The sequence below is a fragment of the Agromyces sp. NPDC058110 genome, assembly GCF_042884735.1.
Taxonomy (GTDB): domain Bacteria; phylum Actinomycetota; class Actinomycetes; order Actinomycetales; family Microbacteriaceae; genus Agromyces.
In genome coordinates, this window is sequence record NZ_JBHVTI010000001.1 from 259,725 (window position 1) to 285,308 (window position 25,584).

General features: G+C 69.3%; 30 protein-coding genes. 12 read left to right on the forward strand and 18 right to left on the reverse strand.

The annotated features are described in order from the left end of the window. Positions 1-267: 267 nt before the first annotated feature. The 3 genes from ACFVS8_RS01305 to ACFVS8_RS01315 are packed head-to-tail and all read left to right on the forward strand — an operon-like array spanning position 268 to position 2,505. The gene (locus ACFVS8_RS01305) at positions 268-1,878 is read left to right on the forward strand and encodes an FAD-dependent oxidoreductase (RefSeq protein ID WP_387056801.1); all 1,611 of its coding nucleotides are present in this window, start codon (positions 268-270) and stop codon (positions 1,876-1,878) included. A gap of 29 nt (positions 1,879-1,907) precedes the next feature. Next, positions 1,908-2,090 (forward strand): hypothetical protein, encoded by a 183-nt coding sequence (locus ACFVS8_RS01310; protein WP_387056803.1) that lies wholly within the window; start codon positions 1,908-1,910, stop codon positions 2,088-2,090. Positions 2,091-2,133: 43 nt separating this feature from the next. After that, positions 2,134-2,505, forward strand: a complete 372-nt coding sequence (locus ACFVS8_RS01315) for a hypothetical protein (protein ID WP_387056805.1) — start codon at positions 2,134-2,136, stop codon at positions 2,503-2,505. 508 nt (positions 2,506-3,013) lie between these two features. Here the strand turns inward: ACFVS8_RS01315 and ACFVS8_RS01320 are convergent. Further along, positions 3,014-4,399, reverse strand: coding sequence for a diguanylate cyclase (locus ACFVS8_RS01320; RefSeq protein WP_387056807.1), 1,386 nt, complete (start codon positions 4,397-4,399; stop codon positions 3,014-3,016). A 151-nt stretch (positions 4,400-4,550) separates the two neighbouring features. Continuing rightward, positions 4,551-5,114, reverse strand: coding sequence for a Dps family protein (locus ACFVS8_RS01325; protein WP_387056809.1), 564 nt, complete (start codon positions 5,112-5,114; stop codon positions 4,551-4,553). 411 nt (positions 5,115-5,525) lie between these two features. Here ACFVS8_RS01325 and ACFVS8_RS01330 point away from each other — a divergent pair, with 411 nt between their 5' ends. Next, on the forward strand, positions 5,526-5,801 hold the full coding sequence (locus ACFVS8_RS01330) for a hypothetical protein (RefSeq protein ID WP_387056811.1): 276 nt from the start codon (positions 5,526-5,528) through the stop codon (positions 5,799-5,801). Positions 5,802-5,913: 112 nt separating this feature from the next. Here ACFVS8_RS01330 and ACFVS8_RS01335 read toward each other — a convergent pair whose 3' ends face one another. The 5 genes from ACFVS8_RS01335 to ACFVS8_RS01355 are packed head-to-tail and all read right to left on the reverse strand — an operon-like array spanning position 5,914 to position 10,532. After that, a complete protein-coding gene (locus tag ACFVS8_RS01335; RefSeq protein WP_387056813.1) occupies positions 5,914-7,533 on the reverse strand; it encodes an MFS transporter in 1,620 nt (539 codons plus the stop codon). Further along, entirely contained in the window at positions 7,530-8,315 is a 786-nt protein-coding gene (locus tag ACFVS8_RS01340; RefSeq protein WP_387056814.1) for an anti-sigma factor, read from the reverse strand. The genes ACFVS8_RS01335 and ACFVS8_RS01340 overlap by 4 nt, the downstream gene beginning before the upstream one ends. Next, complete coding sequence (locus tag ACFVS8_RS01345) at positions 8,299-8,982, reverse strand: RNA polymerase sigma factor (RefSeq protein WP_387056816.1); 684 nt, start codon at positions 8,980-8,982, stop codon at positions 8,299-8,301. The genes ACFVS8_RS01340 and ACFVS8_RS01345 overlap by 17 nt, the downstream gene beginning before the upstream one ends. A 12-nt stretch (positions 8,983-8,994) precedes the next feature. Beyond that, positions 8,995-9,693, reverse strand: a complete 699-nt coding sequence (locus ACFVS8_RS01350) for a class F sortase (protein WP_387056818.1) — start codon at positions 9,691-9,693, stop codon at positions 8,995-8,997. Between the two features lie 5 nt (positions 9,694-9,698). Further along, positions 9,699-10,532 (reverse strand): DUF4397 domain-containing protein, encoded by an 834-nt coding sequence (locus ACFVS8_RS01355; protein ID WP_387056820.1) that lies wholly within the window; start codon positions 10,530-10,532, stop codon positions 9,699-9,701. On the opposite strand from ACFVS8_RS01355, the gene ACFVS8_RS01360 reads away from it, so the two are divergent. After that, positions 10,531-10,728, forward strand: a complete 198-nt coding sequence (locus ACFVS8_RS01360; RefSeq protein WP_387056822.1) for a hypothetical protein — start codon at positions 10,531-10,533, stop codon at positions 10,726-10,728. The genes ACFVS8_RS01355 and ACFVS8_RS01360 overlap by 2 nt on opposite strands. After that, the gene (locus ACFVS8_RS01365; protein ID WP_387056824.1) at positions 10,728-11,321 is read left to right on the forward strand and encodes a fasciclin domain-containing protein; all 594 of its coding nucleotides are present in this window, start codon (positions 10,728-10,730) and stop codon (positions 11,319-11,321) included. The genes ACFVS8_RS01360 and ACFVS8_RS01365 overlap by 1 nt, the downstream gene beginning before the upstream one ends. A gap of 59 nt (positions 11,322-11,380) precedes the next feature. Here the strand turns inward: ACFVS8_RS01365 and ACFVS8_RS01370 are convergent, their stop codons facing one another. Further along, positions 11,381-12,319, reverse strand: coding sequence for an NAD-dependent epimerase/dehydratase family protein (locus ACFVS8_RS01370; RefSeq protein ID WP_387056826.1), 939 nt, complete (start codon positions 12,317-12,319; stop codon positions 11,381-11,383). Positions 12,320-12,405: 86 nt separating this feature from the next. Between ACFVS8_RS01370 and sigJ the strand changes: the two genes are divergently transcribed. Beyond that, complete coding sequence (gene sigJ / locus ACFVS8_RS01375; protein ID WP_387056828.1) at positions 12,406-13,329, forward strand: RNA polymerase sigma factor SigJ; 924 nt, start codon at positions 12,406-12,408, stop codon at positions 13,327-13,329. A gap of 105 nt (positions 13,330-13,434) precedes the next feature. On the opposite strand, the gene ACFVS8_RS01380 is transcribed toward sigJ, so the two are convergent. From ACFVS8_RS01380 to ACFVS8_RS01395, 4 genes are all read right to left on the reverse strand, one after another. Further along, complete coding sequence (locus ACFVS8_RS01380) at positions 13,435-14,349, reverse strand: DMT family transporter (protein WP_387056830.1); 915 nt, start codon at positions 14,347-14,349, stop codon at positions 13,435-13,437. Further along, positions 14,342-14,947, reverse strand: a complete 606-nt coding sequence (locus ACFVS8_RS01385; RefSeq protein ID WP_387056832.1) for a helix-turn-helix domain-containing protein — start codon at positions 14,945-14,947, stop codon at positions 14,342-14,344. The genes ACFVS8_RS01380 and ACFVS8_RS01385 overlap by 8 nt, the downstream gene beginning before the upstream one ends. A gap of 89 nt (positions 14,948-15,036) precedes the next feature. Then, positions 15,037-15,627, reverse strand: coding sequence for a TetR/AcrR family transcriptional regulator (locus ACFVS8_RS01390; RefSeq protein ID WP_387056834.1), 591 nt, complete (start codon positions 15,625-15,627; stop codon positions 15,037-15,039). 1 nt (position 15,628) lies between these two features. Beyond that, the gene (locus ACFVS8_RS01395; RefSeq protein ID WP_387056836.1) at positions 15,629-16,210 is read right to left on the reverse strand and encodes a sugar O-acetyltransferase; all 582 of its coding nucleotides are present in this window, start codon (positions 16,208-16,210) and stop codon (positions 15,629-15,631) included. Positions 16,211-16,313: 103 nt separating this feature from the next. Between ACFVS8_RS01395 and ACFVS8_RS01400 the strand changes: the two genes are divergently transcribed. Further along, positions 16,314-16,802 (forward strand): MFS transporter, encoded by a 489-nt coding sequence (locus tag ACFVS8_RS01400; RefSeq protein WP_387056838.1) that lies wholly within the window; start codon positions 16,314-16,316, stop codon positions 16,800-16,802. A 20-nt stretch (positions 16,803-16,822) separates the two neighbouring features. Further along, positions 16,823-17,563, forward strand: coding sequence for an MFS transporter (locus ACFVS8_RS01405; protein WP_387056840.1), 741 nt, complete (start codon positions 16,823-16,825; stop codon positions 17,561-17,563). A gap of 7 nt (positions 17,564-17,570) precedes the next feature. Here ACFVS8_RS01405 and ACFVS8_RS01410 read toward each other — a convergent pair whose 3' ends face one another. The 5 genes from ACFVS8_RS01410 to ACFVS8_RS01430 form a co-directional block, all read right to left on the reverse strand. Then, the gene (locus ACFVS8_RS01410; protein ID WP_387056842.1) at positions 17,571-18,686 is read right to left on the reverse strand and encodes a class I SAM-dependent methyltransferase; all 1,116 of its coding nucleotides are present in this window, start codon (positions 18,684-18,686) and stop codon (positions 17,571-17,573) included. Positions 18,687-18,805: 119 nt separating this feature from the next. Next, the gene (locus ACFVS8_RS01415; RefSeq protein ID WP_387056844.1) at positions 18,806-19,087 is read right to left on the reverse strand and encodes a hypothetical protein; all 282 of its coding nucleotides are present in this window, start codon (positions 19,085-19,087) and stop codon (positions 18,806-18,808) included. Positions 19,088-19,186: 99 nt separating this feature from the next. Next, positions 19,187-19,672, reverse strand: a complete 486-nt coding sequence (locus tag ACFVS8_RS01420) for a pyridoxamine 5'-phosphate oxidase family protein (RefSeq protein ID WP_387056845.1) — start codon at positions 19,670-19,672, stop codon at positions 19,187-19,189. Positions 19,673-19,743: 71 nt separating this feature from the next. Next, entirely contained in the window at positions 19,744-20,868 is a 1,125-nt protein-coding gene (locus ACFVS8_RS01425) for a YbdK family carboxylate-amine ligase (protein ID WP_387056847.1), read from the reverse strand. Positions 20,869-20,933: 65 nt separating this feature from the next. Further along, on the reverse strand, positions 20,934-21,875 hold the full coding sequence (locus tag ACFVS8_RS01430) for a LysR family transcriptional regulator (protein ID WP_387056849.1): 942 nt from the start codon (positions 21,873-21,875) through the stop codon (positions 20,934-20,936). 126 nt (positions 21,876-22,001) lie between these two features. Here ACFVS8_RS01430 and ACFVS8_RS01435 point away from each other — a divergent pair, with 126 nt between their 5' ends. Genes ACFVS8_RS01435 through ACFVS8_RS01445 form a run of 3 tightly spaced genes read left to right on the forward strand, consistent with a single transcriptional unit; the run spans position 22,002 to position 24,641 of the window. After that, positions 22,002-22,994 carry a putative oxygenase MesX gene (locus ACFVS8_RS01435; RefSeq protein WP_387056851.1) on the forward strand — a complete coding sequence of 331 codons (993 nt, stop codon included), beginning with the start codon at positions 22,002-22,004 and terminating at the stop codon, positions 22,992-22,994. A gap of 20 nt (positions 22,995-23,014) precedes the next feature. Beyond that, positions 23,015-24,067: a methionine synthase gene (locus tag ACFVS8_RS01440; RefSeq protein WP_387056853.1), complete on the forward strand. Its 1,053-nt coding sequence runs from the start codon at positions 23,015-23,017 to the stop codon at positions 24,065-24,067. 1 nt (position 24,068) lies between these two features. Continuing rightward, positions 24,069-24,641, forward strand: coding sequence for a flavin reductase family protein (locus ACFVS8_RS01445; protein WP_387056855.1), 573 nt, complete (start codon positions 24,069-24,071; stop codon positions 24,639-24,641). Between the two features lie 99 nt (positions 24,642-24,740). Here the strand turns inward: ACFVS8_RS01445 and ACFVS8_RS01450 are convergent, their stop codons facing one another. Continuing rightward, positions 24,741-25,502: a helix-turn-helix domain-containing protein gene (locus tag ACFVS8_RS01450; protein WP_387056857.1), complete on the reverse strand. Its 762-nt coding sequence runs from the start codon at positions 25,500-25,502 to the stop codon at positions 24,741-24,743. Positions 25,503-25,584 lie beyond the last annotated feature (82 nt).

Below are 25,584 nucleotides of genomic sequence, written 5' to 3' on the forward strand. Positions count from 1 at the left end.
ACGGAACCACCTAGGAGAAAATCAGCGTACCCACTCGCGCGAACTTAGCAGTCGGGACCCAGCCGGTCAACGGCATTCCGCGAATCGGTGCCTTCCTCCCCGTCGACCGCGACCGACTCTCCGGCCGCACGTGGATGCGGCCGCGGGCAGCCACTGGAAGTGTCTCGGCGGCGCCCATCGACGACCCGGCGCGCAGGTGCCATACGCGAGTTGCGGCATCCTCGCCACCCGTTGTCGGTGATCGCCGGCAGTCGTAGCGTGCCGGGCATGACCTCACTCTGGCTTTCGCGTCCGCTTGCCGTGGAGACCGACGGGCCGTCGTCGCCGCGTTCGTTCGACGAGATCGTGGTCGGCGCCGGTCTCACCGGACTCGTCACGGCCGTGCTGCTCGCGCGGGCGGGTCGGCGCGTCTGCGTGCTCGAGGCGCGCGAGGTGGGCGCGGTCGCCACGGGCAACACGACTGCCAAGCTCAGCGTGCTGCAGGGTGCGCACCTGCAGCGCGTGCGCCGGCGCACCTCGGCCAGGGTGCTTCAGGCGTACGTCGACGCCAACCTCGCGGGGCAGGCGTGGCTGCTCGCGTACCTTGCGAAGCGCGGCATTCCGGTGCAACGGCGCGACGCCGTGAGCTTCGCGGCGACGCCCGCGGGTCGCGAGCAGGTCGAGCGTGAAGCCGAGGTCGCCCGCGAGGCCGGGCTGCACGTGATGACCGACGTGCCTGCGGGTTTGCCGTTCGAGGTGTACGCATCGGCGCGCCTTCGCGACCAGGCGCAGTTCGACCCGATGGACGTGCTCGTCTCGCTGGTCGAGGAGTTGCGCGCGCTCGGCGGCGTCGTGCGCACCGGCGTGCGGATGACGGGCGCCCACGTGGGTCGCCCGGTGCAGGTGCGCACGACGGCCGGCGGGTTCGCGTGCGATCGGCTCGTGCTCGCGACCGGCACCCCCATCCTCGACCGAGGCCTCTCATTCGCGAAACTGCGCGCCCACCGCTCCTACGCTGCCGCATACCGGACGGATGCCCCGCTGCCGCAGGCCATGTACCTGAGCGTCGACGAACCGAGCCGGTCGATCCGCACGGCGCCCGATCCCGACCTGTGGGCGGAGTCGGGCGAGCTGCTGCTCGTCGGCGGGTACGGGCACGAGGCGGGGCGGCATCCCTCACCCGCGTCGCGCGTCGCGGCCCTCGACGACTGGACCCATTCGGTGTGGCCGGATGCCGCGCTGACGCACCGGTGGAGTGCGCAGGACTACGAGACGCCGCACGGCGTGCCGTTCGTGGGCTGGCTTCCGCGCGGACGCGGACGCGTGTTCATCGCCACGGGCTACGACAAGTGGGGCATGACGAACGCGGTGCAGTGCGGGCTCACGCTCGCGGCCGACCTCCTCGGCGAGCTGCCCGACTGGGCCCGCACCCTGCGCCACCGCGCGACGACGCCGGTCGCGCTCGGTGTCGGCCTCGGCATGAACGCGGCGGTCGCCAAGCACTACGCCGCCGGATGGGTGCGCGCGATCGCCCACCGGCTCCCCGAAGCACCGCCGGCGGAGGGTTCCGGTGTCGTCGGACGCACGGGCCGCGCGCCGGTGCCGACGGCCGTTTCAACCGTCGACGGCGTGACGTGTCGGGTCTCGGGCGTCTGTCCGCACCTCGGCGCGGTGCTGGCGTGGAACGATGCCGAGCACACGTGGGACTGCCCGGCCCACGCCTCGCGTTTCACGGCTGACGGTCGCCGGCTCGAGGGGCCGGCGACACGCGACCTCGGGCGGCGCGAGCCGGCAGGAGCGCCGGGCACCGGCGACGATGCTGTCGACTCGACCGCGACGTCGGTGTCAAGCCCCTCGCTCCCGGCGATGGGTACGAGGGACAGTGGTACTCGACGCTGATCGGTACTGCATCAGCGATTGGAGTGAGGATGACCGATCTTTCGAACCCCGAGCCGTTCTCCACCGAACCCGACGACCCTGACGCCGGGTTCGGAGGCCTTGAGAAAGCTGCGCGGGACGTGCCGGCCGAGGTCCAGACCGTGGATGAGGGCCTGCCCAACGACAAGATTCCCGACGACGAGACTCCGGTGCGGGATAACGAAAGCGAATGAGAGTCGATGGTCGGGGGCGGCCGGCAGTGCGTACGCTGAACGTATGGGGACGCTGTACTACGGGGATTCGCAGACGCCGATCGGGATCGACGACCGTGCGCTCACGCATCTGCAGCTCGTCATCATCACGAAGCTGCGACGAGGCGAGGCGTTCACGTTGTCGTGGAGGCACACCGACGACGAGCCCCGTGGCCGTACGACGATCTGGTTGAGCAACTCTATGCCGCTCCGGTTCGTGTTCGACGAAGAGGACGCTCCGGAGCTGAACCATGCCTGGGTGGAGGAGTTGATGAAATCGGCGAATTCGACCGGCGGCGTTCAGCTCGTACCGGAGAATCTCGATTCGTCTCCGATCGCGACGACGCCCGAACAGCCGGTCGGCGTTGGCGTGGACGTGCAGCAGGTCGAGGACTGAGTCACGGCCACGTCGGCGTCGAGCTGGGCCCGTCGGCGGAACTGAGCTCCGCGTTGCGGAACCACTGAACGCGCGCCTACGCCGCCCGCTCTGAAACCGGCATCGGCGCGACTGCAGGCTGTCGGGCACATCGGCACAGGTCGGTTCGGGTGTCAAGCGGTTGATGCGGCGGGCGAGTCGAGGTGGGCTTGGAGTATGAGCGATACAGGCGAGCAGAACACGCATGGCACACCGGGCGAGAACGAGGAAGCCGACACCGCATCCGGCGGTGCACCCGAGAAGCCCGACTCGACCGAGCATCAAAACGACCCTGGCAGCACGGACGACTCAGACGGAACGGACGACCGTAGCGGTTCGGTCTGAGGCTGCCCGCTCCGCCCCGCACGGCGTCCGGGGGCGGCGCCGCCGATCGCACAGATCTCCGATACGACGTGCGGTCGGGTGTCACCGTCGACGAGGGACACGGCGACGAATGCCCATCCTCCGCCGGGCCGTCGGGGGCGAATCGTCAGGGTTGCGTGCTCGCAACCACGGGTTCCGAGGTGCGGTGGGCAGCCCCGCGCAGGTCCATCGACATGATCCGGTCGCCGCCCGCGAGTTTCGCCTGGCACATCGCATGGTCAGCGGTTCGCACCAGCCGGTCGACGACGACAGGGCCGTCAGATCGCGAGACGGTCACGACGCCGATGCTCGCCGTGATCGCGAGGTCGGCGGGCAGCGATGCGTACGGCTTCGCGACCGTCGCACGGATCCGTTCGGCGAGCACCTCTGCGTCGCCGGGGGCCTCGACGGCGGCCACGGCGATGAACTCGTCGCCGCCGAACCTCCCCAGGACGTCGCGCTCGCGGATCTCGCCGCGAAGCCGACGCCCGACCTCCCGGAGCAGTGCGTCGCCCGCGGGATGTCCCAGCCGGTCGTTGACGGGTTTGAACCCGTCGAGATCGATGAACAGCACTGCGAGCACGTCGAACTCGCCGAGCACGGCCTGCGTCACGTCCTCTTCGAACAGACGGCGACTCGGAAGACCGGTCACCTCGTCGTGCATGGCCGCGCGGCGCAGCGACTCCTCGAGCCGGACCCGTGCGATCGCCTGGGCCGCCTGGTTCGTGAGCGCTTCCGCAAGCGGCACAGCCTCCTCGTCGAACTCCCGAGGGTGATCGAAATAACAGACCATCGAACCGATCGATTCGCCCTTATACCGGATGGGCGAGGCGATCGCCGCCTCGATGCCGGCGGCGCGGTACACCTCGCTCATCGGCGGGTCGGGCACGTACCGGTCAGCGTCTTCGGGTGAGCGGACGACGAGGACCGCGCCGTTGACCAGTGTGAACGAGCCGGGTGCGCGGAAGCCGACCGGCCAGTGCGCCTCGAGCGGATTCTCGCCGGCGACCTGCTCGACGCCGTCGGCCCCGCGCAGATGGATGGAGACGAACGTCGCGGCGAACGCCCGTTGGGCGACGTCGACGAGCAGCTCCGCGGCCTCGACCTCGGCGCGGATCGCTCCGAACCCGACGGCCGAGTTGAGCAGGATCTGCAGGCGCCGGCGACCTCGTTCGGTCTTCGCCTCGGCCCCCTGCAGGCCGAGCGCGAACACCGACCGCGCGGAGACGTCGTAGACGGCGATCCGCATCGAGGCGCCGACGATCTGATCGTCGAGTGCACCGACCACCACAGGCCGGACGATACCCGAGTCGCCGTGCAGGGTCGCGTCGGTCGGTCGGGGTCCCTCAGCGCCGTCGACCGGCAGCCGCAGCGTCAGGATGGTCTCGGGCGGGCGACCGATCAGGTCGGCGCGATCGCTGCCCGTCCAGTCCACGATCGTCGGATTCACGTCCACGATGATGGCGTGCGGGTCGACCATGATGAGGCCGCAGGTCGTCAGTCGGGGCAGCATGCGCGAAGTGCAGGGGACACGGCAAGGGGGAAGCACATGCAGGAATGATCGCCATCAGAGCACGTTCGTGTCAATCCGCGGCTCCGCGACGATGCCCGCTGCACCGGCGGAGCCGCGTGACGCCGGGTCAGCGGCGCACCAGAGGCCGCGCTCAGGCTTTTCGGGCGACGCGGTTCTCGGCGCTGACCATCCACGCGTACTGTTCCAGCTTCTCGAGGATCGCGTGCAGGATGTCGGCGCTGGTGGGGTCTTCTTCGTCGACAGCATCGTGCACATCACGACATGTCGAGACGGTCGCCTCGAGCCGTTCGGTGACCAGGTCGATGACCGCGGTCGTCTCGAGCTCGCCCGGCGGGAACTCTGGAAGCGTGGTCGTCTCGGCCACGGTGTCGCTTCGCCCGTCGGGGAGAGCATGGAGGGCGCGCATGCGCTCGGCGACGGTGTCGCTGAATTCCCGGGCGGAGTCGATGATCTCGTCGAGTTGGCGGTGCGTGTCGCGGAAGTTGGTCCCGACGACGTTCCAGTGCGCCTGCTTTCCCTGCGAGGCGAGCTCGATGAGGTCGACGAGCACCTTCTGCAGGTTCTCGCTGAGCGCCTTCGATGCGGTGAACCCGCTCTCGGCGTTCTGCTCGTCGGTCAGGCCCGCTCCGCGGGCGGGACGGCGCTTGTTGCGAGTGACGGATGGGCTGTTCGAGCTGCTCTGCTTCGCTGGCATGTCCCGAGGCTACGCAGCAGCTCGACGACGGTCACCGGATTGCCCGTGGCACGGCCGTGTGCTAGCCGTCGGTCGAGCCGGCATTCGATTCGCGTGCAGCGTCAGCCGCCAGCCGCCAGCCGCCAGCCGCCAGCCGCCAGCCCAGAATCGTGACCTGATCATCGAGGTGGGGAAGTCAAGCCCTGCCACGGCCGCGCGCTCGACCGTAGCGTGAACGTGCCACTCAGATCTGAATCGAGGCAGTGAAATGAACAACGGCCCTGACCCTGCGCAACGGGACGAGCAAGACATCGCAGACGAGGCGCTCGCCGCTGCCGAACGACATCAGCAAGCAGAAGAGGACGCCGACCAAGACGAACAGGTCGTTCTCCGCGACTCCCGTCCTGGAGACACCGACGAACGACACGCGCAATGAGCTCACTCATCGAAGACCCGCACCATCAACGAACATCCCAACTCAGCGGGATGCCACCGATCGGCCTGTGGTGGCCGATGCTGGAACCTACCCTCCGAAGCGAGATCCTCGAGAATCCGCAGGCCCGATTGCGCGTGGTCGTCGTCCGCCGCATCTTCGATCTCTGCGAACTCGACCCCATCGTCCCCCCGCGATCCGGCGTTCACCTCACCGAGCACGAACGCGCATACATCGCCGGCTGGTCGCATTCGATCGACTGGCGCCGCCAATGAGACAGCACCGCAAGCGCGCTCGCACAGGACGGACTGCGGAAGGTCGAGACACCTGAGCCTCGGAACCTCTCGGCCGGGTAGATCGGGCGCGAGACCACCGGCGCCCCGAGAATCATTCCACTGCGGTCGTGGTCGCATCCGACTGCTCGTCGACGGGGTCGTCGCGGCGTCCTGAACCGAGGGAGAGTGTCGCGAGCAACCCGATCGCGAGGAACCCGGCGGCGGTGAAGGCCGCGTACCGGGTGCCGGTGCTGAACGCTGCGGCGGCGTCCGCGCCGATCTCGGCCGTCTTCGGGTTCGCCTCAAGCCCGGCGATCGCGCCGCCGGCGCTGTCGACGACTGCCGAGACGGTCTGGTCGCGCTGGTCGGCGGGGAGGCCGCGCTCGTCGAGCTTCGCGTCGAGCACGTTCGCCGTGCTCGTGAAGAGCACGGTTCCGAGGATCGCGATGCCGAGCGCGGAACCGAGCTGTCGCGAGGTCGACTGGGTGCCGGATCCCGCGCCGCTGTCGGCGACCGGCACGTCCTGCAGCACGACGCCGGTGAGCTGCGCGGTCGCGAGGCCGACACCGAAGCCGTAGACGAAGAGGGCAGGGATCAACCACTGCCACGTGGCATCCGGACCGATGACCAGGCCCACCCAGACGACGCCGGCGATCTCGAGCACGATGCCGAGCCGCACGATGAACACCGCGGGCAGGCGCCCCGACATCGCGCCCGCGAATCCGCTCGCGCCGAACGAGCCGACCGCTAGCGCGAGCAGCACGAATCCCGTCTGCAGGGCGTCGAAGCCGAGCACGAACTGCAGCCAGAGCGGCAGCGACAGGATGATGCCGAACTCGCCGAGCGAGACGATGAGCGCGGCGATGTTGCCGTTGCGGAACGACGGGATCGCGAAGAGCGCGAACGGCAGCATCGTCGACCTGCCGAGCCGCATGCGCCGTCGACCCCACAGGACGAACGCGATGAGACCGAGCGCGGCGATGACGAAGGCGAACGGGATCGGCGAGACGGTCCACGGCCACTCCCAGTCGCCGAACGCGACGCCGTCTTCGGCGAGCCACCAGCCGTAGGTGCGGCCCTCGATGAGGGCGAACACCAGGAAGCCGCTCGTGATCACCGACAGCAGCGCCCCGACCACGTCGATGCGCTTGGGTTCGCCGGGCGCGCGCGACTCGTCGACCGTGAGCAGCACGCCGACGACGATCAGGATCGCGAACGGGATGTTGATGCCGAACGCCCAGCGCCAGGAGAAGTCCGTCGTGAGCCATCCGCCGAGCAACGGCCCGAGGGCGGCCATGCCTCCGATCGTCGAGCCCCAGACTGCGAACGCGATCCCTCGCTCGCGTCCGCGGAAGGTCGCGTTGATGAGCGAGAGCGTCGTCGGGAGGATCATCGCCCCGCCGACGCCCTGCACGAGCCTCGCGAGGATCAGCAGTTCGCCCGAAGTCGCGAGCGCGGCGCCGATCGACGACAGGGCGAAGATCACGACGCCGATGATCAGCATGCGGCGGCGCCCGAACCGGTCGGCGAGCGTGCCGAAGACGAGCAGCAGCGCGGCGAAGACGAGCGTGTACGACTCCTGCACCCACTGCACCTGCGTCGAGGTGATGCCGAGGTCGTCGACGATCGCCGGGATCGCGACGTTCACGATCGTCGAGTCGACGATGATCAACGCCACGGCGATGCTGATGAAGACCAGCCCGAACCAGCGACGTCGCGCGGAGTTCTTCATTGCAGCCGCCGCAGTTGGCCGCGAACGATCGAGTCGCCCGAGTGGGCGGGGTCGCCGTCCGGCTGCTCAGCCGAGAGGTCGACCACCGAGAACTCGGAGACGTCGAGATCGTCGGGCAGGGCGAACCGTGCGCTCGTGCCGTCGAGCAGTCCCAGGCTCACGAGCCCGATGGGTTCTTCGCGGAGAAGCCACACCTCGGTGAGACCGTCGACGTCGACAGCTCCGTCGAGCTCGACCAGCATCGAGTAACGGCCGTCGTCGTCTTGCTCGAGAAATGCGCGTCCGTCGGCGTTCCAGCCGGGGAACGGTTCGAGTCGGGCCTCGGCGACCACCCGCTCCGACCCAGGGGTCGTGGAACCCATCACGTTCGCGCCGATCGCGATTCCGGCGACCAGGCCGATGACGGCAGCGGCGGCGGCGATCGCCGGCCACCAACGGCGCACTCCGGTGCGAGAGCGCTCAGCAACGACGCCTGCTGTCGCGGGCCGCAGGGGCTGCGCATGTTCCGGGCGCGACGGAGCGGCCTCGAGGGCGTTCACCGGATCGGGGCGCAGACTCTCATCAAGACCGAGTTCGGCATGGATGCCCGCCCACACCGACGATGGCGGCGATTCGAGATCGAGCTCGGTCGTCACCGACGAGCGCCCGGCCGCCGCTGCCGTCAGGTACGACTCGTACTCCGACCGGCACGGATCGCACGACGCCAAGTGTTCCGCCGTCGCGTTGTCGGGGGCTGCACCGTCAGCGGCGATGGCGGCGAGGTCCTCAGGATTCGGGTGCATCCTCCACCTCCCATCGCTGTCGGATCCGGTTGAGACTTCGCCGGATATGGCTCTTCACCGTACCCACGGGGAGCTCGAGTCGATCGGCGATCTGGGAGTGAGTCATCCGTTCGTAGAAGGCGAGATGCATCACGCGGCGCGGGATCGGGGCGAGGCGCTCGAGCGCTTCGGACACCATCGCGCGCTCGGCGAGATCTTCGTCGAAGACGCCGCCCTCGACTTCCGCCACACCTGCGAGTTCGGCTTCGAGACGGCCAGCGCGGGCGCGAGCTTCGTGTGCATCGGCGATTCGGTGTTTCGCGATGCCGACGATCCACGCCTGAAGGGTCGCACGGCCGGGGTCGAATCGCTCGCGACTGCGCCACGCGGAGATGAAGACCTGCTGCGCGACGTCTTCGGCGTCGGCGCGATTGCCGAGGGAGCGGATCGCGAGCGTGAACACGAGCGGAGACCATCGCGCGTACGCCTCCCGGAGAGCGGACTCGTCACCGCGTGCGAACGCTGTTGCGATCGCAGCGGCCGACTCGTCGCCCTCATCGTCGGCGGTGCCCTGGGCGGTGGACGGCGCACTCATCGATCGGACACCGCCCCTTCGCTCGTCCCCGCGGCGCACCGACGGCGGGTTCGCTCTCGCGACCTCACCGGGCCTCACCGTGATGTTCAGCATAGTGACGTCCGGTCATCCGGTCGCCAGCGCTGTCACGATCACCGAACTGAGATACCGACGCGCATCCCAGTCGAACTCGCCGCCGCAGGTCACCAGCGTGAGGACCGGCGACCCGCCGCGCCGGAACACCCTCTGCCAATCGACCGTGCCCTTGAGGACGACCTGCGTCGAGTCGAGCGAGAATCCGCGGACGGAACCGTCGGCCGACGTCACCTCGACCAGGGTGCCTCGTGGTGCGTCGGCGAGGCGGGCGAACGGGCCGATGTCGTACTCGATCGAGTCGACGTGTGCCGCGATGACGGCCGAACCGGCGGGGTCGCCTGGGGCGACACCGTAGGAGTACCAGGCGGCGATGGACGGGTTCGCCGGGAGCCCCATCCTGCCGTCGTCGTCGAGGCCCACCGGCTCGACCGGCACATCGATGCCGAGATCAGGCACTGCGAGTCGTATCGGTGCCTGGCCCCGCAGTGGCGGACGATCCTCGAGGGCGGCCGAGACGGTCGGGATCCTCGGCGGCGCCGACCGCCTGTCGGTCCGATCGGCGGGGGGTTCGACCGTCGCCATCGACTCGGCTGAGTGATCGGGTGTTGCGACGGGAGCGGCAGGTCCTCGCAGGGAACTGCAGCCTGCCAGTGCCAGTGTCAGTATCAACAGCGCGAAGACCGCGATCGGGAGGTGCGCCCGCCCGATCGCGGCCTTCGCGGCCTTCATCCGGGTCACTCCTGTCGGATGCTCGCCGCACGGCGACGTGCGAGGAAGGCGGCTGCTCCGACGACCAGCAGCAGCGTGACCCCGGCGGAGACCCAGAGCGCGATCGCGGGACTTCCGGCGTTCGTGGCGACGAGGCCCGCCGAGCCGGCGGGGATATCGCCGGGTGCGGAGTCCATTCCGGTCACGGTCTGGATCGCGAGGGAGAGGTTGCCGTCGTCGAGGCTGCCCCAGGCGTAGACGATGGTGTTCGCGCCTTCGGCGACCTCGACATCGGCCGGTCCGATCACCGGGTCCGTGGTCCCGGCCGCGGCGACCGAGGCCGAGATCGTGCCGGCGGGGAGATCGAGCTTCGACTCGTTCGGGTTCGTCAGGTCGGAGATGACGGCCGATCCGCCGGCGAGCACGTCCACGGCAGGTGCCGCGGCGACGTGTCGAACGGTCAGGCGACCCTGACCTGCGGCGGTCGGCGCGGTGTCGTTGGTGAACAGTGTCGCGGTCGGATCGCCCGCTTCGGTGAGGTGCGCCACGGCGGTGTAGTTCATGCCGGCCTCGAGCGAGAGGTCGACGGGGCCGATCGCGGGCGCCGAGGCATCCGTCGCATCGGACGCGGTGATCGCGACCGAATAGGTTCCCGCCGGCAGTTCGAGCGGGCCGGCGAGCGTGCCCGGGGTGAAGTCGTCGAGCGTGAGCTCGTCGTTCACGTAGACGTCGACGGTGAGGTCGGGCACGCCGTGCAGCACCGACAACATGGCTGGGCTTTCGGATGCCTGCGCCGGGGCCGAGCCGAGGAGACCGACGGTCGCGCCGGCGAGGACGCCGACGATGAGGATTCGCTGCATGATCACTCCAGTTCGTGAGGTGGTGCTCGGTGACGGAGGTGCTTTCACCGAGGACTTCCGGCGCGGGTCCGGGATCGGATGCACGCCCGTGCGAATTCGCGTCGCTGCATCCGTTCTGGTCACTGCCGCGGAACACCCGGATGGCGGGACTGCGATCGGTCAGTTCCGCGCCACCACAACGAAGGATGTGAAGTGATGATCAAGAAGGTCATGGCTGCGCTCATCGCCGCAGCCGCCATCGTCGCGGTCTCAGCAGCACCGGCGAACGCGACTGGAGGTTCGGCTCCGTCCGGCACCATCGTCGACGTGGCCGTCGCCGCATCGGGAGGTGGGGCTCCCGACGACAACCCCCGGGACTACGACATCCTGATCCAAGCCCTCGTGGCCACCGGGCTGGATGCAACCCTCGCCGACACCTCGACCAAGTACACGGTGTTCGCTCCGAACGACCGGGCATTCCTCCGACTCGTGCAGGACCTGACCGGGACCGCACCAGCGAGTGAAGCTGCTGCGCTGGCGACGATCACCACTGCGCTCACCGCTGAGCAGATCACGAACGTCCTGCTGTACCACGTGGTGCCCGGCAAGAAGCTCGGCCCGATCCAGGTCGTGCTCTCGAAGTCGCTCACCATGGCGAACGGCGGCATCGTGAAGCCCAGGCTGATCACGCTGCGCGACGAGAACCCGGCTTTCGCCGACCCGCGGCTCGTGCTCTCGGGCATCAACATCAAGGCGACGAACGGGGTGATCCACACGATCGACCGGGTGCTGGTGCCCGGCGTGCTCTGATCGTCATGACGGCGCCATCGACGTCGGTCTGACGGTGCTCATCCGCCGCCCCGTGCGGCTCAGTGCGTGGTGAGGCCGGTGCGGAAGCCCTCCCGCCAGCTCGCGTACTCGGGCCTCCACCCGAGCCCGGCCTTCGCCTTCGCGTTCGAAGAGCCACGGGCGGTCGTCATCCATGCGACGCCGAAGTCCCCGATGAGCAAGCGCGCGATCCAGGCGGGCACGCGCATCGGGCGCTTCGCCCCCACGGAGTTCGCGAGCACGGGCAGCCACTCGACGACCGGGGCCGGCTCGTCGTCGACGATGTTGTAGACGCCCGCGTCACCCCGCGTGATGGCCGCCACCGTCGCCGCGACGGCGTCGTCGATGTGGCAGAACGACCAGACTCCGGCGCCCGAGCCGACGATCGGCACCCGGCCTTTCCGTACGGACTCGAGCATCTCCCCGCCCTCGCCGAGCGACTGCCCGGGTCCGTAGAAGCTCCCGAACCGCAGCGCGAGCCCACCGGCGGCCACGGCCGCACGCTCGGCGTGGGCGATCGCGGCCAGCGTGGTGCGCGCCGCCGGCACCGGGTTCGGGTCGAGGGGATCGGCCTCGGTCTTCACGGCCGCCCCGGCGTGCTCGTTGGTCCACCCGGTGTAGCTCTGCACCACGATGCGGCCAGTCCCGGCCTCCTGGGCGGCCGCGATCAATACGTCGGTGCCGAGCGTGCGCATCCGGTTGGTCACGGCGAAGGTCTCGTCGAACCGCTTGAAGTCGAAGCTGCCCGACAGTGCGGTGAGCTGGTGCACGAGCACGTCGGGCCTCGCCTCGAGCACCGCTCGACGGATGGATGCCGGGTCGGTGCCCTCCATGATCACCCCGCGGCCGCCACCCGCGGCGATCCGTGCGGCGCCCGCCTCGCTCCGCGATGTGCCCGTGACCTCGTGCCCGGCCGCGACCAGCAGCGGCACGAGCCTCGAGCCGACGGCTCCTGATCCACCTGCGATGAAGATCCTCATGATGCGTCCTCTCTCTTCACCCCCTCCGACGAAACAGCGCGCCGAGGTGTGACAGCCGACGCGAACTCGTATGGAAAGCTGTGCGGATGGTCGATCTCGTCGTCGAGGCCCCCCGGCTCCGACCCCTCATGTTCTCCATCGCGTACCGCATGCTCGGCAGCGTGAGCGAGGCGGAGGACGTCGTGCAGACGGGACTCCTGCGGATGCACGAGCGGGTGCAGAACGGCGACCCGATCGATCGTGCCGACGCCTTCGCGTCGACCGTCGCGACGCGGCTCTCGATCGACGTGCTCCGCTCGGCTCGTCGCACCCGCGAGATGTACGTCGGACCCTGGCTGCCCGAGCCGTTGCTCGTCGACGACGCCGACCCGGCCCATCGCATCGAACACGACGAGACGATGTCGTTCGCCGTGCTCGCGCTGCTCGAGCGGCTCGGCCCGGTCGAGCGCGCGGTGTTCGTCCTGCACGAGGCCCTCGGGTACGACTACCGCGAGATCTCCGAGATCGTGGATCGCGACCAGGCGGCGTGCCGCCAGATCATGCATCGCGCGAAGCAGCGTCTGACGGCGGGCGGCGCGCGGTTCCAGGTGGATGCCTCAGAGGCGGCTCGGCTCGCCGGCGCGTTCCTAAAGGCGCTCCGCGAGGGCGACGTCGACGGCGTCATGCGGCTGCTCGCCGCCGACGTGGTGATGACGGCCGACGGCGGCGGCAAGGCACCCGCCATCCAGCAGCCGATGTCGGGCGACCTCGCGGTGGCCAGGTTCCTCGTCGGCCTCATGCGGCGCGGCGAGGCGCTCGGAGTCGAGGTCGAGCCGACGATCGCGAACGGCGAGCAGACGCTGCTCTTCCGTGGTCGCGACGGGGCGCTGCTCTCGGTGCTCGCCCTGCACGTCGAGGATGGCGCGGTGCGTTCGGTCGCGAACCAGTTGAACCCCGAGAAGCTGGTGCACCTCGGGCCGGTCGGCGACCTCTTCGCCCTGCTGCGCGACGGCGTCGCGGGCGTGAGCTGACGCGAACTCAGCGCATCGGGTCGGTTGCGAACCTGCATTCGAACCGATCGGGCCGCCGCGACCGCGATCCGGGAGCTACTCGCAGGTCGTGCTGCACTTCGCCGGTCACGGTGCCTGCTCGGTCGCAGGCGTGATCGCGGTCGGAGCTGCTCCCGCGTGGGCCGCCGGTGGGTTCTCGTGGCGCGAGCCGGTGCGCTGCGCCGCGGCTCCTGCCGTGATCACCAGCGCGATGCCGACCAGTTGCATGGGGGACGGCGTCTGCGCGAGCACGAGGAGCCCGATGAGCACGCCGAACGCGGGCTCGATCGACAGCAGGGTGCCGAACGCGGTGTGGGTCATGCGGCGCAGCGCCAGCATCTCGAGTGCGAACGCAGTGACGGGCGTGAGGAGCGCGATGCCGGCTGCGGCCGCGAGCACCCACCAGGAGAACTCGCCGAGGACGACCTGCGGGAGTCCCGCGGGCAGCGTGGCGAGCGCGGCGATCGGGATCGTGATCGCCAGGCCGCTGATGCCGGAGTAGCGGTCGCCGATGTGCTGGGTCAGCAGGTTGTAGGCGCCCCAGCAGGCGGCGGCCGCGAGGGCGAAGCCGACGCCGACGAGGTCGACGGCGCCGTGCCAGGGTTCGGTGAGGAGCACCACGCCGACGAGGGCGAGGAGCGGCCAGACGAGCGCGCGCCGTCGCCTGCTCATCACGCCGGCCACCGTGAGCGGGCCGAGGAACTCGATCGCCACCGCGGTGCCGAGGGGGATGCGCTCTACCGCGGCGAGGAAGAACGTCGTCATGAATCCCGTCGCGACGCCGAGCGCGAGGAGTGCCGGCAGGTCACGGCGGCGGATGGAGCGGATCGAAGGGCGCACGATCAGCAGGAGGAACACGGCGCCGAAGCACATGCGGAGCCACGCGGTGCCGGCTGGGCCGACCTGCTCGATCACCGGAACCGAGAGCGCGTTCGCGAGTTGGATGACGAGCATGGCGGCCACCGCCATGGACCACGGCGGGACTCGCGTCGGTTCACGCATCCGGCGTCTCCGTCCTGCGCGCGGTGCCCACGTTCGGCTCGAAGACCGAGAGCGTGAACCGGGTGGTCGTGCGGGTCTGGTTCGTGTACGCGTGCGCGACGTCGCTGTGGAAGCTCAGGGCGTCGCCCGAGTCGAGGTCGAAGCGCTCACCATCGACCTCGACGGTGAGCCGCCCGTGCTGCACGTGCAGGAGTTCGCGCGTGCCCGGAGTGTGCGGTTCGCTCTCGTGGCGGTCGCCGGCGGCCAGGGTCCAGTCCCAGAGTTCGACCACCTCGGGCGGCTCGGTGCCCGCGAGCAGCACTCCGCGCCCTCCGGAACTGCTCGTCCAGAGCACTGCGCCCTCGCCGTGGCGGACGACCTTGGTCGCGCGGCGTTCGGGCGGCTCGACGAGTGCGGGCAGCCCGACGCCGAGGGCGTCGGAGAGGCGGAGCAGAGTGCCCACACTCGGGTTGACCGCGCCCTGCTCGACGTTCACGAGCATCCGTCGGCTGAGATCCGCTGCGGCAGCGAGCTGATCGAGGGTCCATCCGCGATTCGTTCGCTCGAGTTTCACCCGGCTCCCGATCGCACTGGCCAGGGCGGCAGCGGCATCATCCATGCAGTGCAGCATAATGCACTCCATTGGCAGTCGAGGATGTCGCGCGGCTCGCACGACGTCGATGAACCCGGTTCTTGTGCTTCAGCGGCTCAGGAACTCGGCCGTTCCGCCCCCGTCGACCCGAGGATGCGCACGACGGCTTCGCGCGCGAGCCCGGGAGGTGGGGGAGCGGTGTCGAGGGCGCGATGGATGGTGAGTCCCTCGACGAGCGCGTCGAGGAGGCGGGTGGTCGTGGGGTCGAAGTAGCGTTCGAGGCTGGTTCGGCTCTTCGTCATCCATGCCGCGGTGAGCGCACGGTATTCGGGCCGGCGCGCGGCGAGGGTGTAGAGCTCGTGGGTGAGCACGAGTTCGCGAGGACTGCCGAAGATGTCCTCCTCGATGTGCTCGACGAGTGCGTCGACGGCCGAGTCGCGATCGTGCGCGGCGTCCATCCGTCGATCGATCTGGTCGCTGACGCTGGTGGCGAACCGGGCGAAGGCCTCGCGGAGCAGTTCCTCCATGCCGGCGAAGTGATAGGTCATGGAGCCGAGCGGCACGTCGGCCGCGGCCGCGATCTTGCGGTGCGAGATTCCGGCGACCCCCTCGGTCGCGATCAACTCGAGCGCAGCGTCGATGATGCGGTCGCGCCGGTCGGGGTCGGTGCGGCGGTGGCGGGGTGTCTCCTGGTCGACGCCAGCCATCTCAGATCTCCCGGACCACCCGAGCCGGGTTGCCCACCGCGACGACGTTCGCCGGGATATCCCGGGTGACGACCGAGCCCGCGCCGATCACGCTGTTCTCGCCGATGCTCACGCCCGGGCAGACGATGACGCCGCCGCCGAGCCACACGTTGTCGCCGATCGTGATCGGCAGGGCCGCCTCGAGTTTGTCTCGGCGCGGCTGCGGCTCGATCGGGTGGGTGGGCGTGAGGAGCTGGACGTTCGGGCCGATCTGGCAGTCCTCGCCGATCGTGATGCGTGCGACGTCGAGCGCGGTCAAGTTGGAGTTGATGAAGGTCCGGGCGCCGATGTGGAGGTTCTCGCCGTAGTCCACCGAAAGCGGCGGCTTGATGTACGCGTGCTCGCCGAGGCTTCCGACGAGCTCCTCGAGGAAGGGGCGGGCATTCTGCGGGTCGCGGATCGTCGCCATCTCGTACTCGTGCTTCAGCACGAGCGCCCGATGTGCGATGCGGTCGCTCTCGGGGTCGTCGGCGATGTAGAGGTCGCCCGCGAGCATCCGCTCCCGATTCGTTCGGGGGTCGTCGGCGAAGTGATCGTGCGTCATGGCTCCAGCTTACGATCGATGAGTGTACGATCGTACACATCCGTACGGCGGTTCGTCCGCCCACTTCCCGCGGCCCGCGCCGGCCGGTCCTCGAGAGGCACACATGTACGCACTCCTGCTCGCGATCATCTACGTCGCGTTCATCAGCCTCGGCCTGCCCGATGCGCTCGTCGGCGCCGGATGGCCCGTGATGCACGGCGACTTCGGCGTGCCCGTGGCCTCCGCCGGCATCCTGACGATGATCATCGCCGGCGGCACGATCGTCTCCAGCCTGCTGTCGGAGCGGATCACGAAGCGCTTCGGCGTCGGGCTCGTGACGGCGGTCAGCGTGGCCATGACCGCCGCTGCGCTCCTCGGCTTCGCGTTCTCGGGCGAATTCTGGATGCTGTGCCTGTGGGCCATCCCATTCGGCCTGGGCGCCGGAGCCGTCGACGCCGCCCTGAACAACTACGTCGCCCTGCACTACGCGGCGCGCCACATGAACTGGCTGCACGCGTTCTGGGGCGTCGGCGCCTCGATCAGCCCGTTCATCATGGGTACGCCATCAGCGCAGGCCTCGGCTGGTCGAATGCGTACGAGACGGTCGGCCTGATCCAGGCCGGGCTCGCGGTCGTGCTCGTCCTGAGCCTGTCGCTGTGGAAGCGGGTCGACCGGCGTCGACCAGCGCCGGAGGCGAAGGTCGCCGTCTCGTCGGCGACGACCGCACCCGGGCGGCAACGAGACGCGCACGTGCCCCTGCGCACCGCCATCGGCATTCCCGGCGTGAAGCTGATCCTCGGGGCGTTCTTCGCGTACTGCGCCATCGAGAGCACCCTGATCCTCTGGGCGTCGAGCTACCTCGTCACCCAGCGCGACATCGATCCCGCGACCGCCGCGACGTTCGCGGCCCTGTTCCTCCTCGGCATCACCGGCGGCCGGTTCCTCAGCGGGTTCTTCGCGGATCACGTCGGCGACCGCGCGCTCATCCGAGGCGGATTCATCGTCGTGGCGGCGGGCGTCGTGCTGATCGCGATGCCGCTGCCCACCGACGTGTTCGCACTGGCGGGCCTCGTGCTGGCAGGTCTCGGGTGCGCCCCGATCTACCCGGCGATCGTGCACTCCACCCCGGCCAACTTCGGCGAGCGCAACTCGCAGGCGATCATCGGCATCCAGATGGCGGCGGCGTACACCGGGTCGACCGTCATGCCCCCGGTGTTCGGAGTGATCGGCGCCGTGATCGGCATGTGGATCCTCCCGCTCTACCTCGCGGTGCTCGTCGCGCTGGGGCTGCTCATGTCTGAGGCGCTCAACCGCCGTCAGCGGCGTGCGGCAGAGACCGAGGCCGGCTCCGTTCCGATCTCGTCCAACCGCTGATCGCCGCTCACCGCTCGAGAATGTAGAACCGGAAGGCCGCGAACCCCTCGATCGGCAGGATGCCGACTGCCGAGAAGCCGGCTTCGCGTGCGTAGCGTTCGAGCGTCGCCTGACGCATCACGGTGCCCGTCGCGACGGAGTCCGGTGCCGACATCGAGTCGGGGAGGCAGATCAGCAGGCTGTACCCGTACATCGCCCGCTCGACGTCGTCGCCGGGCGGCGAGAACGTCTCGGCGACGGCTTCGTCCATCACCACGACCACGCCGTCGGATCGGACCGCACGCCTGATCGAGGCGAGCACGGCGACGGGGTCGGGCATGTCGTGCAGGGCTTCGAAGACGAACGCGGCGTCGTACCGGTCTTCGCCCTCGTCGGCGAGCTGCTCTCCTCGGAGCTCGGAGAAGGTCACGTTCTCGAGCCCCGCGGCATGCTCGAGCGCCGCCTCGATGGAGGGGGCATCGATGTCGAACCCGTCGACGATCGCGTCGGGGTACGCCCGGGCGAGTCCGATCGTCGACCACCCGTGCCCGCACGCGACGTCGGCGATCCCGGCATCCGGTCGCGACAGCACGTCGTGCACCCGCGGGACGGATGCGAGCGCGTTCGCGAGCGCATGCTCGAACCACGGACGATTGATGTCGCCCTGACCATCGCGCACGGCTGCGCCGAACGCCGCCCACGGAACGCCTCCACCCGATCGGTACGCGTCCGTGAGGTCGGGCATGCGCAGCGCGACCGCGGCGAACATGTCGGCCAGCGGCGCGGAGTAGCCGAGCGATGCGGGGTCGGTGAGCACTTCGGCCTGCGCAGCGGGCAGACGGAACCGCGGCTGGTCGTCGTCGTCGCCCTCGCCGTCGCCGTCGCTCGCGACATCGAGGATGCCCGCCGTCGCCTGCTGCTCGAGCCATTCGCGCGCGTACCGCCGATCGATACCGGTCCGCGCAGCGAGCTCGGCCGCCGTGGACGGCGCATCCCGGAGCGCCGCGTAGAGTCCGAGGTTGGAACCGATGTGGATGGACAGCGTCTCCATGCCGCCGAGGAACCGGTCGAACACCCACCCCGCGAACTCCTCGACCGCCTGGTCATCGGCCTCGTCGCCGTCGCGATCCATCGCGTCGTCCATCGCACACCCCCGGTCGCCCTGACGGCATCACCGAGCGACATGCTAGAACTCGCGTCCCGCGTCCGCCATGCCTCCCCGGGCACGATGGCTCGGATCGCGTCTGCCGTCGGTCGGGCCGGCTACTGCGTGGAACCGGGCCCGACACCGGGCTGCGGATCGGATGGCTCGTCGACCGATGTCGCTCGCTGCACGAGCACCTCGAAGGTGTCTTCGTCGACGGCCGCGCCGGTATCGCTCAGCCGGTCCCGCAGCAGTTCGCGCGGGTCGAGTTGCGGGCTGCGCGTCAGGTCGGCCCTGGTCTGAACGACGATGCCGTCGAGCACGTCCTCGACGGTGCGGTCGTTCTGCTCCAAGAGCGGCGCGTCCTGCGTCGCCTCGGTGTCATCGTTGCGCTCGGTCATATCCGCTCCTCCAGTTGATATCACGATGTCGCGATGGGTGCTCATGCTGCAGGCCGGTGTGCTACCGACAGCGGCCGGACGCGCATCTCGACCGATCCGTCAGAGCGTGACGGTCTCATTCTCGCCGCCGTCGAAACGCTCGCCGCTCACCCTCGCCTTGACGAAGCTGATGAGGGTCGCGATGCGGCCACCAGGGGTGTCCCAGTACTCGCCGGATTCGGCGGTGACCTTGATGAGCACGGCGTTCGGGCTCTGCGGGCCGTCGGGCAGCCAGGCTTCGACCGCGGCATCCCACAGTTCCTCCTTCTTGGCCGGGTCGTCGACGAGTTCTGCAATGCCGGCGAACGAGACGAACGTCGAACCCGAGTTGAGAGTGACGCCGACGTTCGCGTTCGCGGTGATCTCGGCGGAGTCTCGTGAGTCCCGTTCGGCGAAGAACCACAGTTCGCCGGCATCGGTCACCTCACGTGGCGACATCGGCCGGGCGACGAGCTTGCCGTCGGCGGTGACGGTCGTCAGCCATCCGTACGGGATACCGCGCGCGAGTTCGATGATGCGCTCCTCGGGCTGTCGTGCGTCGCTCATGGGGATCTCCTTCGTTCATGGTGCGTCTGGTGCGGTGACCGAGCCCAGGTCGGGTCGGGGCTCCCGCGCGATCAGTCAACGGATGCCGCGACGCACGCCCGCACCCCCTCGACGCCGTGTGCGGCGTACGCCGAACGCTGACGCTCGGCACCGGTCCCGCGTTGGAGGAGCGCGGACACGGCCTCGACGCAGCCGTCGTCGTCGTCGGACATCTCGAGGGCCGACGCCAGCACGCGCTCGACCGGTGCGACCCCGCCGCGGAGCGGGTCGGGAATCCGGGCATCCCTCCCGAGTCGTGCGGCCTCCCACGTGGCGGCATCGATCAGCTCGGTGCTGAAGCCGTCGTGATGCCCGACAGCGAGGAGTCCCTGCCGCAGCGAGCCTCGTGCGATCCGCCTGGCGAGCAGGGCGACGGCGACGCTGTCGTCCGCGGTCAGCTGGGTGTCGGCGCACCGCAGTTCCACGGTCGGGAGGTGGTGCGAGATCCGCAGCATCCAGGCGACCAGTGCGCGGTCGCGAGTGATGCCGAACCCCTCCAGCTCTGCGATGCGCCGCTCGTAGTCGTGCAGGTCGGTGAATGGGGCCGGGATGCCGGTGGTCGGCCACCTGCGCATGACGATTGTCCGCCAGCTCGCGAAGCCCGTGTCGACCCCGTGCCAGAACGGCGAGTTGCCGGTCAGGGCGATCAGCAGCGGCATCCATGCACGGAGACCGTTGAGCACGATGAGCCGATCGCTCGGCCGGTCGACGCCGAGATGCACGTGCATGCCGCAGACCTGGTGATCGTCGACCATGGCGCCGATGTCGTCGCCGATGCGGCCGTATCGCTCGTCTGCGCTGACGGCCGGCGCGGCATCCGCCTCGAACGGCGCTCCCGTCGCCGCGGCGATGACGCCGAGCCCTGCCGCGATGCGTGCGATCGCCCGACGGAAGTCTCGGAGGTCGAGTATCGCTTCCGCGCCGTCGTGCTCGATTCCCGTGGCGAACTCGATCTGGGAGGCGAGGAACTCGGAGGTCGCGCCGGGGAATCCGGCCGCGCGGGCCTCGGCGAGCGCCGCCGCCCCGACCGGCTCCGGCTTCATGGTCGCGGGATCGAGGAATACGAACTCCTCCTCGATCCCGAACCGATGCACCCGTGAGGGAGCCGGCGGCCTGGGTGGATCGCCTGCGGCATCCGGGGCGTCGAGCGTTCGCATGCTCCATGTTCGATCGGGGACGACGTGGTGGCGAGGGCTTGACCCGCACTAGGTTTCGTGCAGCCTCAGCCGAGCACCTCGACGCCGAAACCGGCTGCGACCCCCCGCACTTCCGCGAGGTACCGTTGCGCCTGGTCGGTGAGCGCGATCGCAGTATGGCCGATCCAGCCGATCTCGATGCGCTCGTCGACGTCGAGCGGGATGGCGACGATCTCGGGATCGAGCTGGTCGCTGATGATTCCGGTCGAGATCGTGTAGCCGTCGAGACCGATCATGAGGTTGAAGATCGTCGCACGATCGGAGACCCGGATCTCCTGCTTGCTCGACAGTGTGGAGAGGATCTCCTCGGCGAAGTAGAAGGAGTTGTTCGCCCCCTGGTCGAACGTGAGCCGGGGCAGCTCGGCGAGGTCGGCGAGGGTCGCACGGTTCCGAGAGGCGAGCGGGTTGCTCCGTGAGACGAAGATGTGCGGCTCGGCGAGGAACAGCGGGTGGAACGCGAGCCCGGAATCCCGCAGCAGCTTGTCGATGACCTTGCGGTTGAATTCGTTGCGGTACAGGATGCCGAGCTCGCTGCGGAGGGTCCGGACATCCTCGATGATGTCCCACGTGCGGGTCTCGCGCAGCGAGAACTCGTACTCGGCCGCCCCGGAGTCCTTGACCATCCGCACGAACGCATCGACGACGAACGAGTAGTGCTGAGCCGACACCCCGAGCAGCCGTCGCGCGGGCGGCCGACCGAGATAGCGCTGCTCGAGGAGCGCCACCTGCTCGACGACCTGTCGGGCGTACCCGAGGAACTCCGCGCCATCGGCGGTGAGGCTGACTCCGCGCGCCGAACGCACGAGGAGCGTGCGGCCCACCCGGGTCTCGAGGTCCTTCATCGCGGCCGACATCGTGGGCTGCGCGACGTAGAGCACGTCGGCAGCGGCGGAGATCGACCCCTCTGCTGCGACTTCGATGAAGTAGTGGAGCTGCTGCAGCGTCACGCCGTTCGTTTGCCGAGACATAGGAAGAGGCTATACCGGCGCATAGCGGAGTCGAGTTACCCGATAGTCGGCCGAAGCTTGCACGATGGGAAGCAGCACCCCAGCAGGCCGAGCCCGGCCGTTCGACACTCACCGGAATGGCCCCTCATGACTGACCATTTCACGTTCAGCATCACCACCACCCGCTTCGACGAGGAGTACTCGCCCTCGGAGAACTCCCGAGCGACCACGAACTTCGCGAACCTGGCGCGAGGCGAGCACCGTCAGCAGAACCTCCGGAACGCGCTGACGATGATCGACCGCCGGTTCAACGACCTCGCCCACTGGGACAACCCGACCGGCGACCGCTACACCGTGCAGCTCGACATCGTCTCCGTGGAACTGCGATTCGCAGCGGAGGGCGCCGATCAGGAGTTCCCGCTGCTCGAGGTGCTCGACGTGCAGATCATCGACACGCGGACGGGCATCCGCCGCCACGGGATCGTGGGGAACAACTTCTCGTCGTACGTCCGCGACTACGACTTCAGCGTGCGGCTCCCGGCACTGAGCGCCGGCTCGGCGAAGCCCACCATCCCCGACGACTTCGGCGATCTCCACGGCAAGCTGTTCCAGCACTTCCTCGACTCCGCCGCGTACCGGGAGCGCTTCACGCTGTCGCCCGTGATCTGCATCAGCGTGTCGACGAGCCGGACATACCACCGCACCGCGAACGAGCACCCGGTGCTGGGGGTCGAGTACCAGCAGGAGGAGTCCTCCCTCACCGACGACTACTTCGCGAAGATGGGGCTGAAGGTGCGCTACTTCATGCCGCGCGGCGGCGTGGCGCCGCTCGCGTTCTACCACCGCGGCGATCTGCTGAACGACTACTCCGACCTGCAGCTGATCGGCACGATCAGCACGATGGAGACGTTCCAGAAGATCTACCGACCTGAGATCTACAACGCCAACTCCGCGGCCGCACCGGTCTATCGTCCGAGCCTGGAGGCGCCGGACTACTCGCGAACCGACATCGCCTACGACCGGGTCGAGCGCAGCCAGCTGGCCGCCACGCAGGGTGCGTACACCGACGAGCACTTCATCACCCCGCATCGGGACGTGCTCGAGCAGTGGGCCGGCAACCAGCCCCTTCCCGTCCGATGACCAGCGGAGAGTCCTCGAACATGCACACGTTCCTTCCCACCTCGATCGTCGGCAGTCTGCCCAAACCCTCGTGGCTCGCGCAGCCCGAGACCCTCTGGTCGCCGTGGAAGCTCGAGGGCGACGCGCTCGTCGAGGGACAGCAGGATGCACTGCGCATCGCCGTCCAGGAGCAGACCCGTCGCGGCATCGACATCATCAGCGACGGCGAGCAGACCCGTCAGCACTTCGTCACGACGTTCATCGAGCATCTGAGCGGGGTCGACTTCGAGCACCGCCGGACCGTGCGCATCCGCGATCGCTACGACGCGAGCGTGCCGACCGTCGTCGGCCCCGTCCGGCGCGAGCGGCCCGTGTTCGTCGACGGCGCGCGGTTCCTCCGCACGCTCACCGACCGTCCGATCAAGTGGGCGCTCCCCGGGCCGATGACGATGATCGACACGCTCTCCGACGCCCACTACGGCAGCCGCGAGAAGCTCGCGTGGGAGTTCGCGACGATCCTCAACCAGGAGGCACGGGAGCTCGAGGCCGCCGGGGTGGATGTCATCCAGTTCGACGAGCCCGCGTTCAACGTCTTCTTCGACGAGGTCAAGGACTGGGGCGTCGCGGCCCTCGAGCGGGCCGCGGAGGGGTTGCGCGCCGAGACCGTCGTGCACATCTGCTACGGCTACGGCATCAAGGCGAACACCGACTGGAAGGCGACGCTCGGGTCGCAGTGGCGGCAGTACGAGGAGTCGTTCCCGCTGCTGCGGCAGTCGTCGATCGACACCGTCTCGCTCGAGTCGCACCACTCGCACGTGCCCATCGAGCTCATCGAGCTGATCCGCGGCAAGAAGGTCATGCTGGGTGCGATCGACGTCGCGAGCGAGGAGATCGAGACGCCCGAGGAGGTCGCCGACACCCTCCGGAAGGCGCTGGCGTTCGTCGACGCCGACAAGCTCATCCCCAGCACGAACTGCGGCATGGCGCCGTTCCCGCGGGAGGTCGCGCTCGGCAAGTTGAGCGCGCTCGGCGCGGGTGCGCGGATCCTCCACGACGAACTCGCGGGCGCCCGCTCCTCTGCACTGGTGTCCTGACATGTTCCACGCGTATCCGACCGACGCCTGGACCGAGGCGCCGAAGCACGACTTCTCGACGTCGCTCTCGGCCGACGAGTTCAAGGCGGTCTTCCGCGGGCACCCGGGAGGGGTCGCCGTCATCACGGCCGATGCCGGCGAGGGGCCTGTCGCGCTGACGGCGACCTCGGTGTCGTCGGTGAGCGCCGAGCCGCCGCTGCTGATCTTCTCGATCTCGGCGCTGTCGTCGGCATCCGAGGTGCTCTCGCGTGCCGAGACCGTCGTCGTGCACTTCCTCGACGCGAACGACCTCGACTTGGCGAAGCTCGGCGCGGCCCGAGGAGTCGATCGCTTCGCCGACGCGCACCGCTGGTCGCGCCTGGTGACCGGGGAACCGGTCTACCACGATGTGCGCGCCTGGGTGCGCTGCGCGGTCATCGACCGCATGGGGGCAGGCACCTCCACGGTCATCGCCGCTCATGCCCTCCAGTCCCACATCGAACGCGATGCCGACGCGGGCGAGCCTGGCGACGCACTGGTCCATCACAACCGCACGTGGCACCGCCTCGGTGCCCACTCGCGGATCGAGGACTGACCAGCGTCCGTGTGAGTCCTGCCCGGTCAGGGCGGGGAGTCGAGCCTGGACGAGGCCCATGCTCGCCCGGGCCGTCGGCGCCGATGGCGACCGGGCGGCTCACTCGCCTCGCGCCGCGTACCGCGCGGGCGTCACGTCGTAGCGCTCCTTGAACGCCGCGATGAAGCTGCTGACCGATCGGTATCCGACCTGCGCCGCGACATCCTGAACCGGATGCCCCGCGGTCATCAGCCCTGCGGCGGCGTGCATGCGCGCCTGCACCCGCCACTGTCGAAAGGTCGAGCCGGTGCCGGCGACGAAGGCGCGGGCGATGGTCTTCTCGTTCACGTCGAGTTCGTGCGACCAGTCGCGCAGCTCGCGGGCGTCGGCGGGGTCGTGCAGGAGGGCCGCAGCGATACGTCGGGCGCGGGGGTCGCGGGGGATGGCGAGCACGTCGCGTTCGACGGGGGCCTCGGTGAGGAGGTCGACGAGGAGCGTGCGGCATCGCTCCAGGCGCCGATACGCGGTCGCGTCGACCATGTGGGCGAGCAGCGCACCCGTGAGCTCGTCGGCCCGGAGCGTGCGCGGGCCGTCCCAGCCGGGACTCGCCGGCCGGAGCGACGGCGGCGTGTAGACGTTCAGGAGTTCGCCCGGCTCGGCGAAGGTCATCTCGTGGAGCACCCCGGCGGGGACCCACGCGAGGTGCTCGCGTCGGAGGTGCCATTCGGTTCCGAGCGTGGTCAACCGCACGGAGCCGCTGCGCATCCAGGCGAGCTGGTCCTCCTGGTGCAGATGCGACTCGAACCGGGTGCCCGCGTCGACCCATGACCTCGAAGCGGAGAAGCCGGCAGATGTCGTCTCGTCGGCATCGAACGGGGTCATGGCCTCGCGCAGCGCGGCCCGATGTTCGCCGACGGACGTCAGGATGTCTGCCTCCAGTGATTGATGTCGGCTCGCGGTGATG

Coding starts and splice junctions, on each gene's coding strand:
- ACFVS8_RS01305 (WP_387056801.1), top strand. CDS start 268: ATGACCTCACTCTGGCTTTCGCGTCCGCTTGCCGTGGAGACCGACGGG.
- ACFVS8_RS01310 (WP_387056803.1), top strand. CDS start 1,908: ATGACCGATCTTTCGAACCCCGAGCCGTTCTCCACCGAACCCGACGAC.
- ACFVS8_RS01315 (WP_387056805.1), top strand. CDS start 2,134: ATGGGGACGCTGTACTACGGGGATTCGCAGACGCCGATCGGGATCGAC.
- ACFVS8_RS01320 (WP_387056807.1), bottom strand. CDS start 4,399: ATGCTGCCCCGACTGACGACCTGCGGCCTCATCATGGTCGACCCGCAC.
- ACFVS8_RS01325 (WP_387056809.1), bottom strand. CDS start 5,114: ATGCCAGCGAAGCAGAGCAGCTCGAACAGCCCATCCGTCACTCGCAAC.
- ACFVS8_RS01330 (WP_387056811.1), top strand. CDS start 5,526: ATGAGCTCACTCATCGAAGACCCGCACCATCAACGAACATCCCAACTC.
- ACFVS8_RS01335 (WP_387056813.1), bottom strand. CDS start 7,533: ATGAAGAACTCCGCGCGACGTCGCTGGTTCGGGCTGGTCTTCATCAGC.
- ACFVS8_RS01340 (WP_387056814.1), bottom strand. CDS start 8,315: ATGCACCCGAATCCTGAGGACCTCGCCGCCATCGCCGCTGACGGTGCA.
- ACFVS8_RS01345 (WP_387056816.1), bottom strand. CDS start 8,982: ATGCTGAACATCACGGTGAGGCCCGGTGAGGTCGCGAGAGCGAACCCG.
- ACFVS8_RS01350 (WP_387056818.1), bottom strand. CDS start 9,693: ATGAAGGCCGCGAAGGCCGCGATCGGGCGGGCGCACCTCCCGATCGCG.
- ACFVS8_RS01360 (WP_387056822.1), top strand. CDS start 10,531: ATGATCACTCCAGTTCGTGAGGTGGTGCTCGGTGACGGAGGTGCTTTC.
- ACFVS8_RS01355 (WP_387056820.1), bottom strand. CDS start 10,532: ATGCAGCGAATCCTCATCGTCGGCGTCCTCGCCGGCGCGACCGTCGGT.
- ACFVS8_RS01365 (WP_387056824.1), top strand. CDS start 10,728: ATGATCAAGAAGGTCATGGCTGCGCTCATCGCCGCAGCCGCCATCGTC.
- ACFVS8_RS01370 (WP_387056826.1), bottom strand. CDS start 12,319: ATGAGGATCTTCATCGCAGGTGGATCAGGAGCCGTCGGCTCGAGGCTC.
- sigJ (WP_387056828.1), top strand. CDS start 12,406: ATGGTCGATCTCGTCGTCGAGGCCCCCCGGCTCCGACCCCTCATGTTC.
- ACFVS8_RS01380 (WP_387056830.1), bottom strand. CDS start 14,349: ATGCGTGAACCGACGCGAGTCCCGCCGTGGTCCATGGCGGTGGCCGCC.
- ACFVS8_RS01385 (WP_387056832.1), bottom strand. CDS start 14,947: ATGGATGATGCCGCTGCCGCCCTGGCCAGTGCGATCGGGAGCCGGGTG.
- ACFVS8_RS01390 (WP_387056834.1), bottom strand. CDS start 15,627: ATGGCTGGCGTCGACCAGGAGACACCCCGCCACCGCCGCACCGACCCC.
- ACFVS8_RS01395 (WP_387056836.1), bottom strand. CDS start 16,210: ATGACGCACGATCACTTCGCCGACGACCCCCGAACGAATCGGGAGCGG.
- ACFVS8_RS01400 (WP_387056838.1), top strand. CDS start 16,314: ATGTACGCACTCCTGCTCGCGATCATCTACGTCGCGTTCATCAGCCTC.
- ACFVS8_RS01410 (WP_387056842.1), bottom strand. CDS start 18,686: ATGGACGACGCGATGGATCGCGACGGCGACGAGGCCGATGACCAGGCG.
- ACFVS8_RS01415 (WP_387056844.1), bottom strand. CDS start 19,087: ATGACCGAGCGCAACGATGACACCGAGGCGACGCAGGACGCGCCGCTC.
- ACFVS8_RS01420 (WP_387056845.1), bottom strand. CDS start 19,672: ATGAGCGACGCACGACAGCCCGAGGAGCGCATCATCGAACTCGCGCGC.
- ACFVS8_RS01425 (WP_387056847.1), bottom strand. CDS start 20,868: ATGCGAACGCTCGACGCCCCGGATGCCGCAGGCGATCCACCCAGGCCG.
- ACFVS8_RS01430 (WP_387056849.1), bottom strand. CDS start 21,875: ATGTCTCGGCAAACGAACGGCGTGACGCTGCAGCAGCTCCACTACTTC.
- ACFVS8_RS01435 (WP_387056851.1), top strand. CDS start 22,002: ATGACTGACCATTTCACGTTCAGCATCACCACCACCCGCTTCGACGAG.
- ACFVS8_RS01440 (WP_387056853.1), top strand. CDS start 23,015: ATGCACACGTTCCTTCCCACCTCGATCGTCGGCAGTCTGCCCAAACCC.
- ACFVS8_RS01445 (WP_387056855.1), top strand. CDS start 24,069: ATGTTCCACGCGTATCCGACCGACGCCTGGACCGAGGCGCCGAAGCAC.
- ACFVS8_RS01450 (WP_387056857.1), bottom strand. CDS start 25,502: ATGACCCCGTTCGATGCCGACGAGACGACATCTGCCGGCTTCTCCGCT.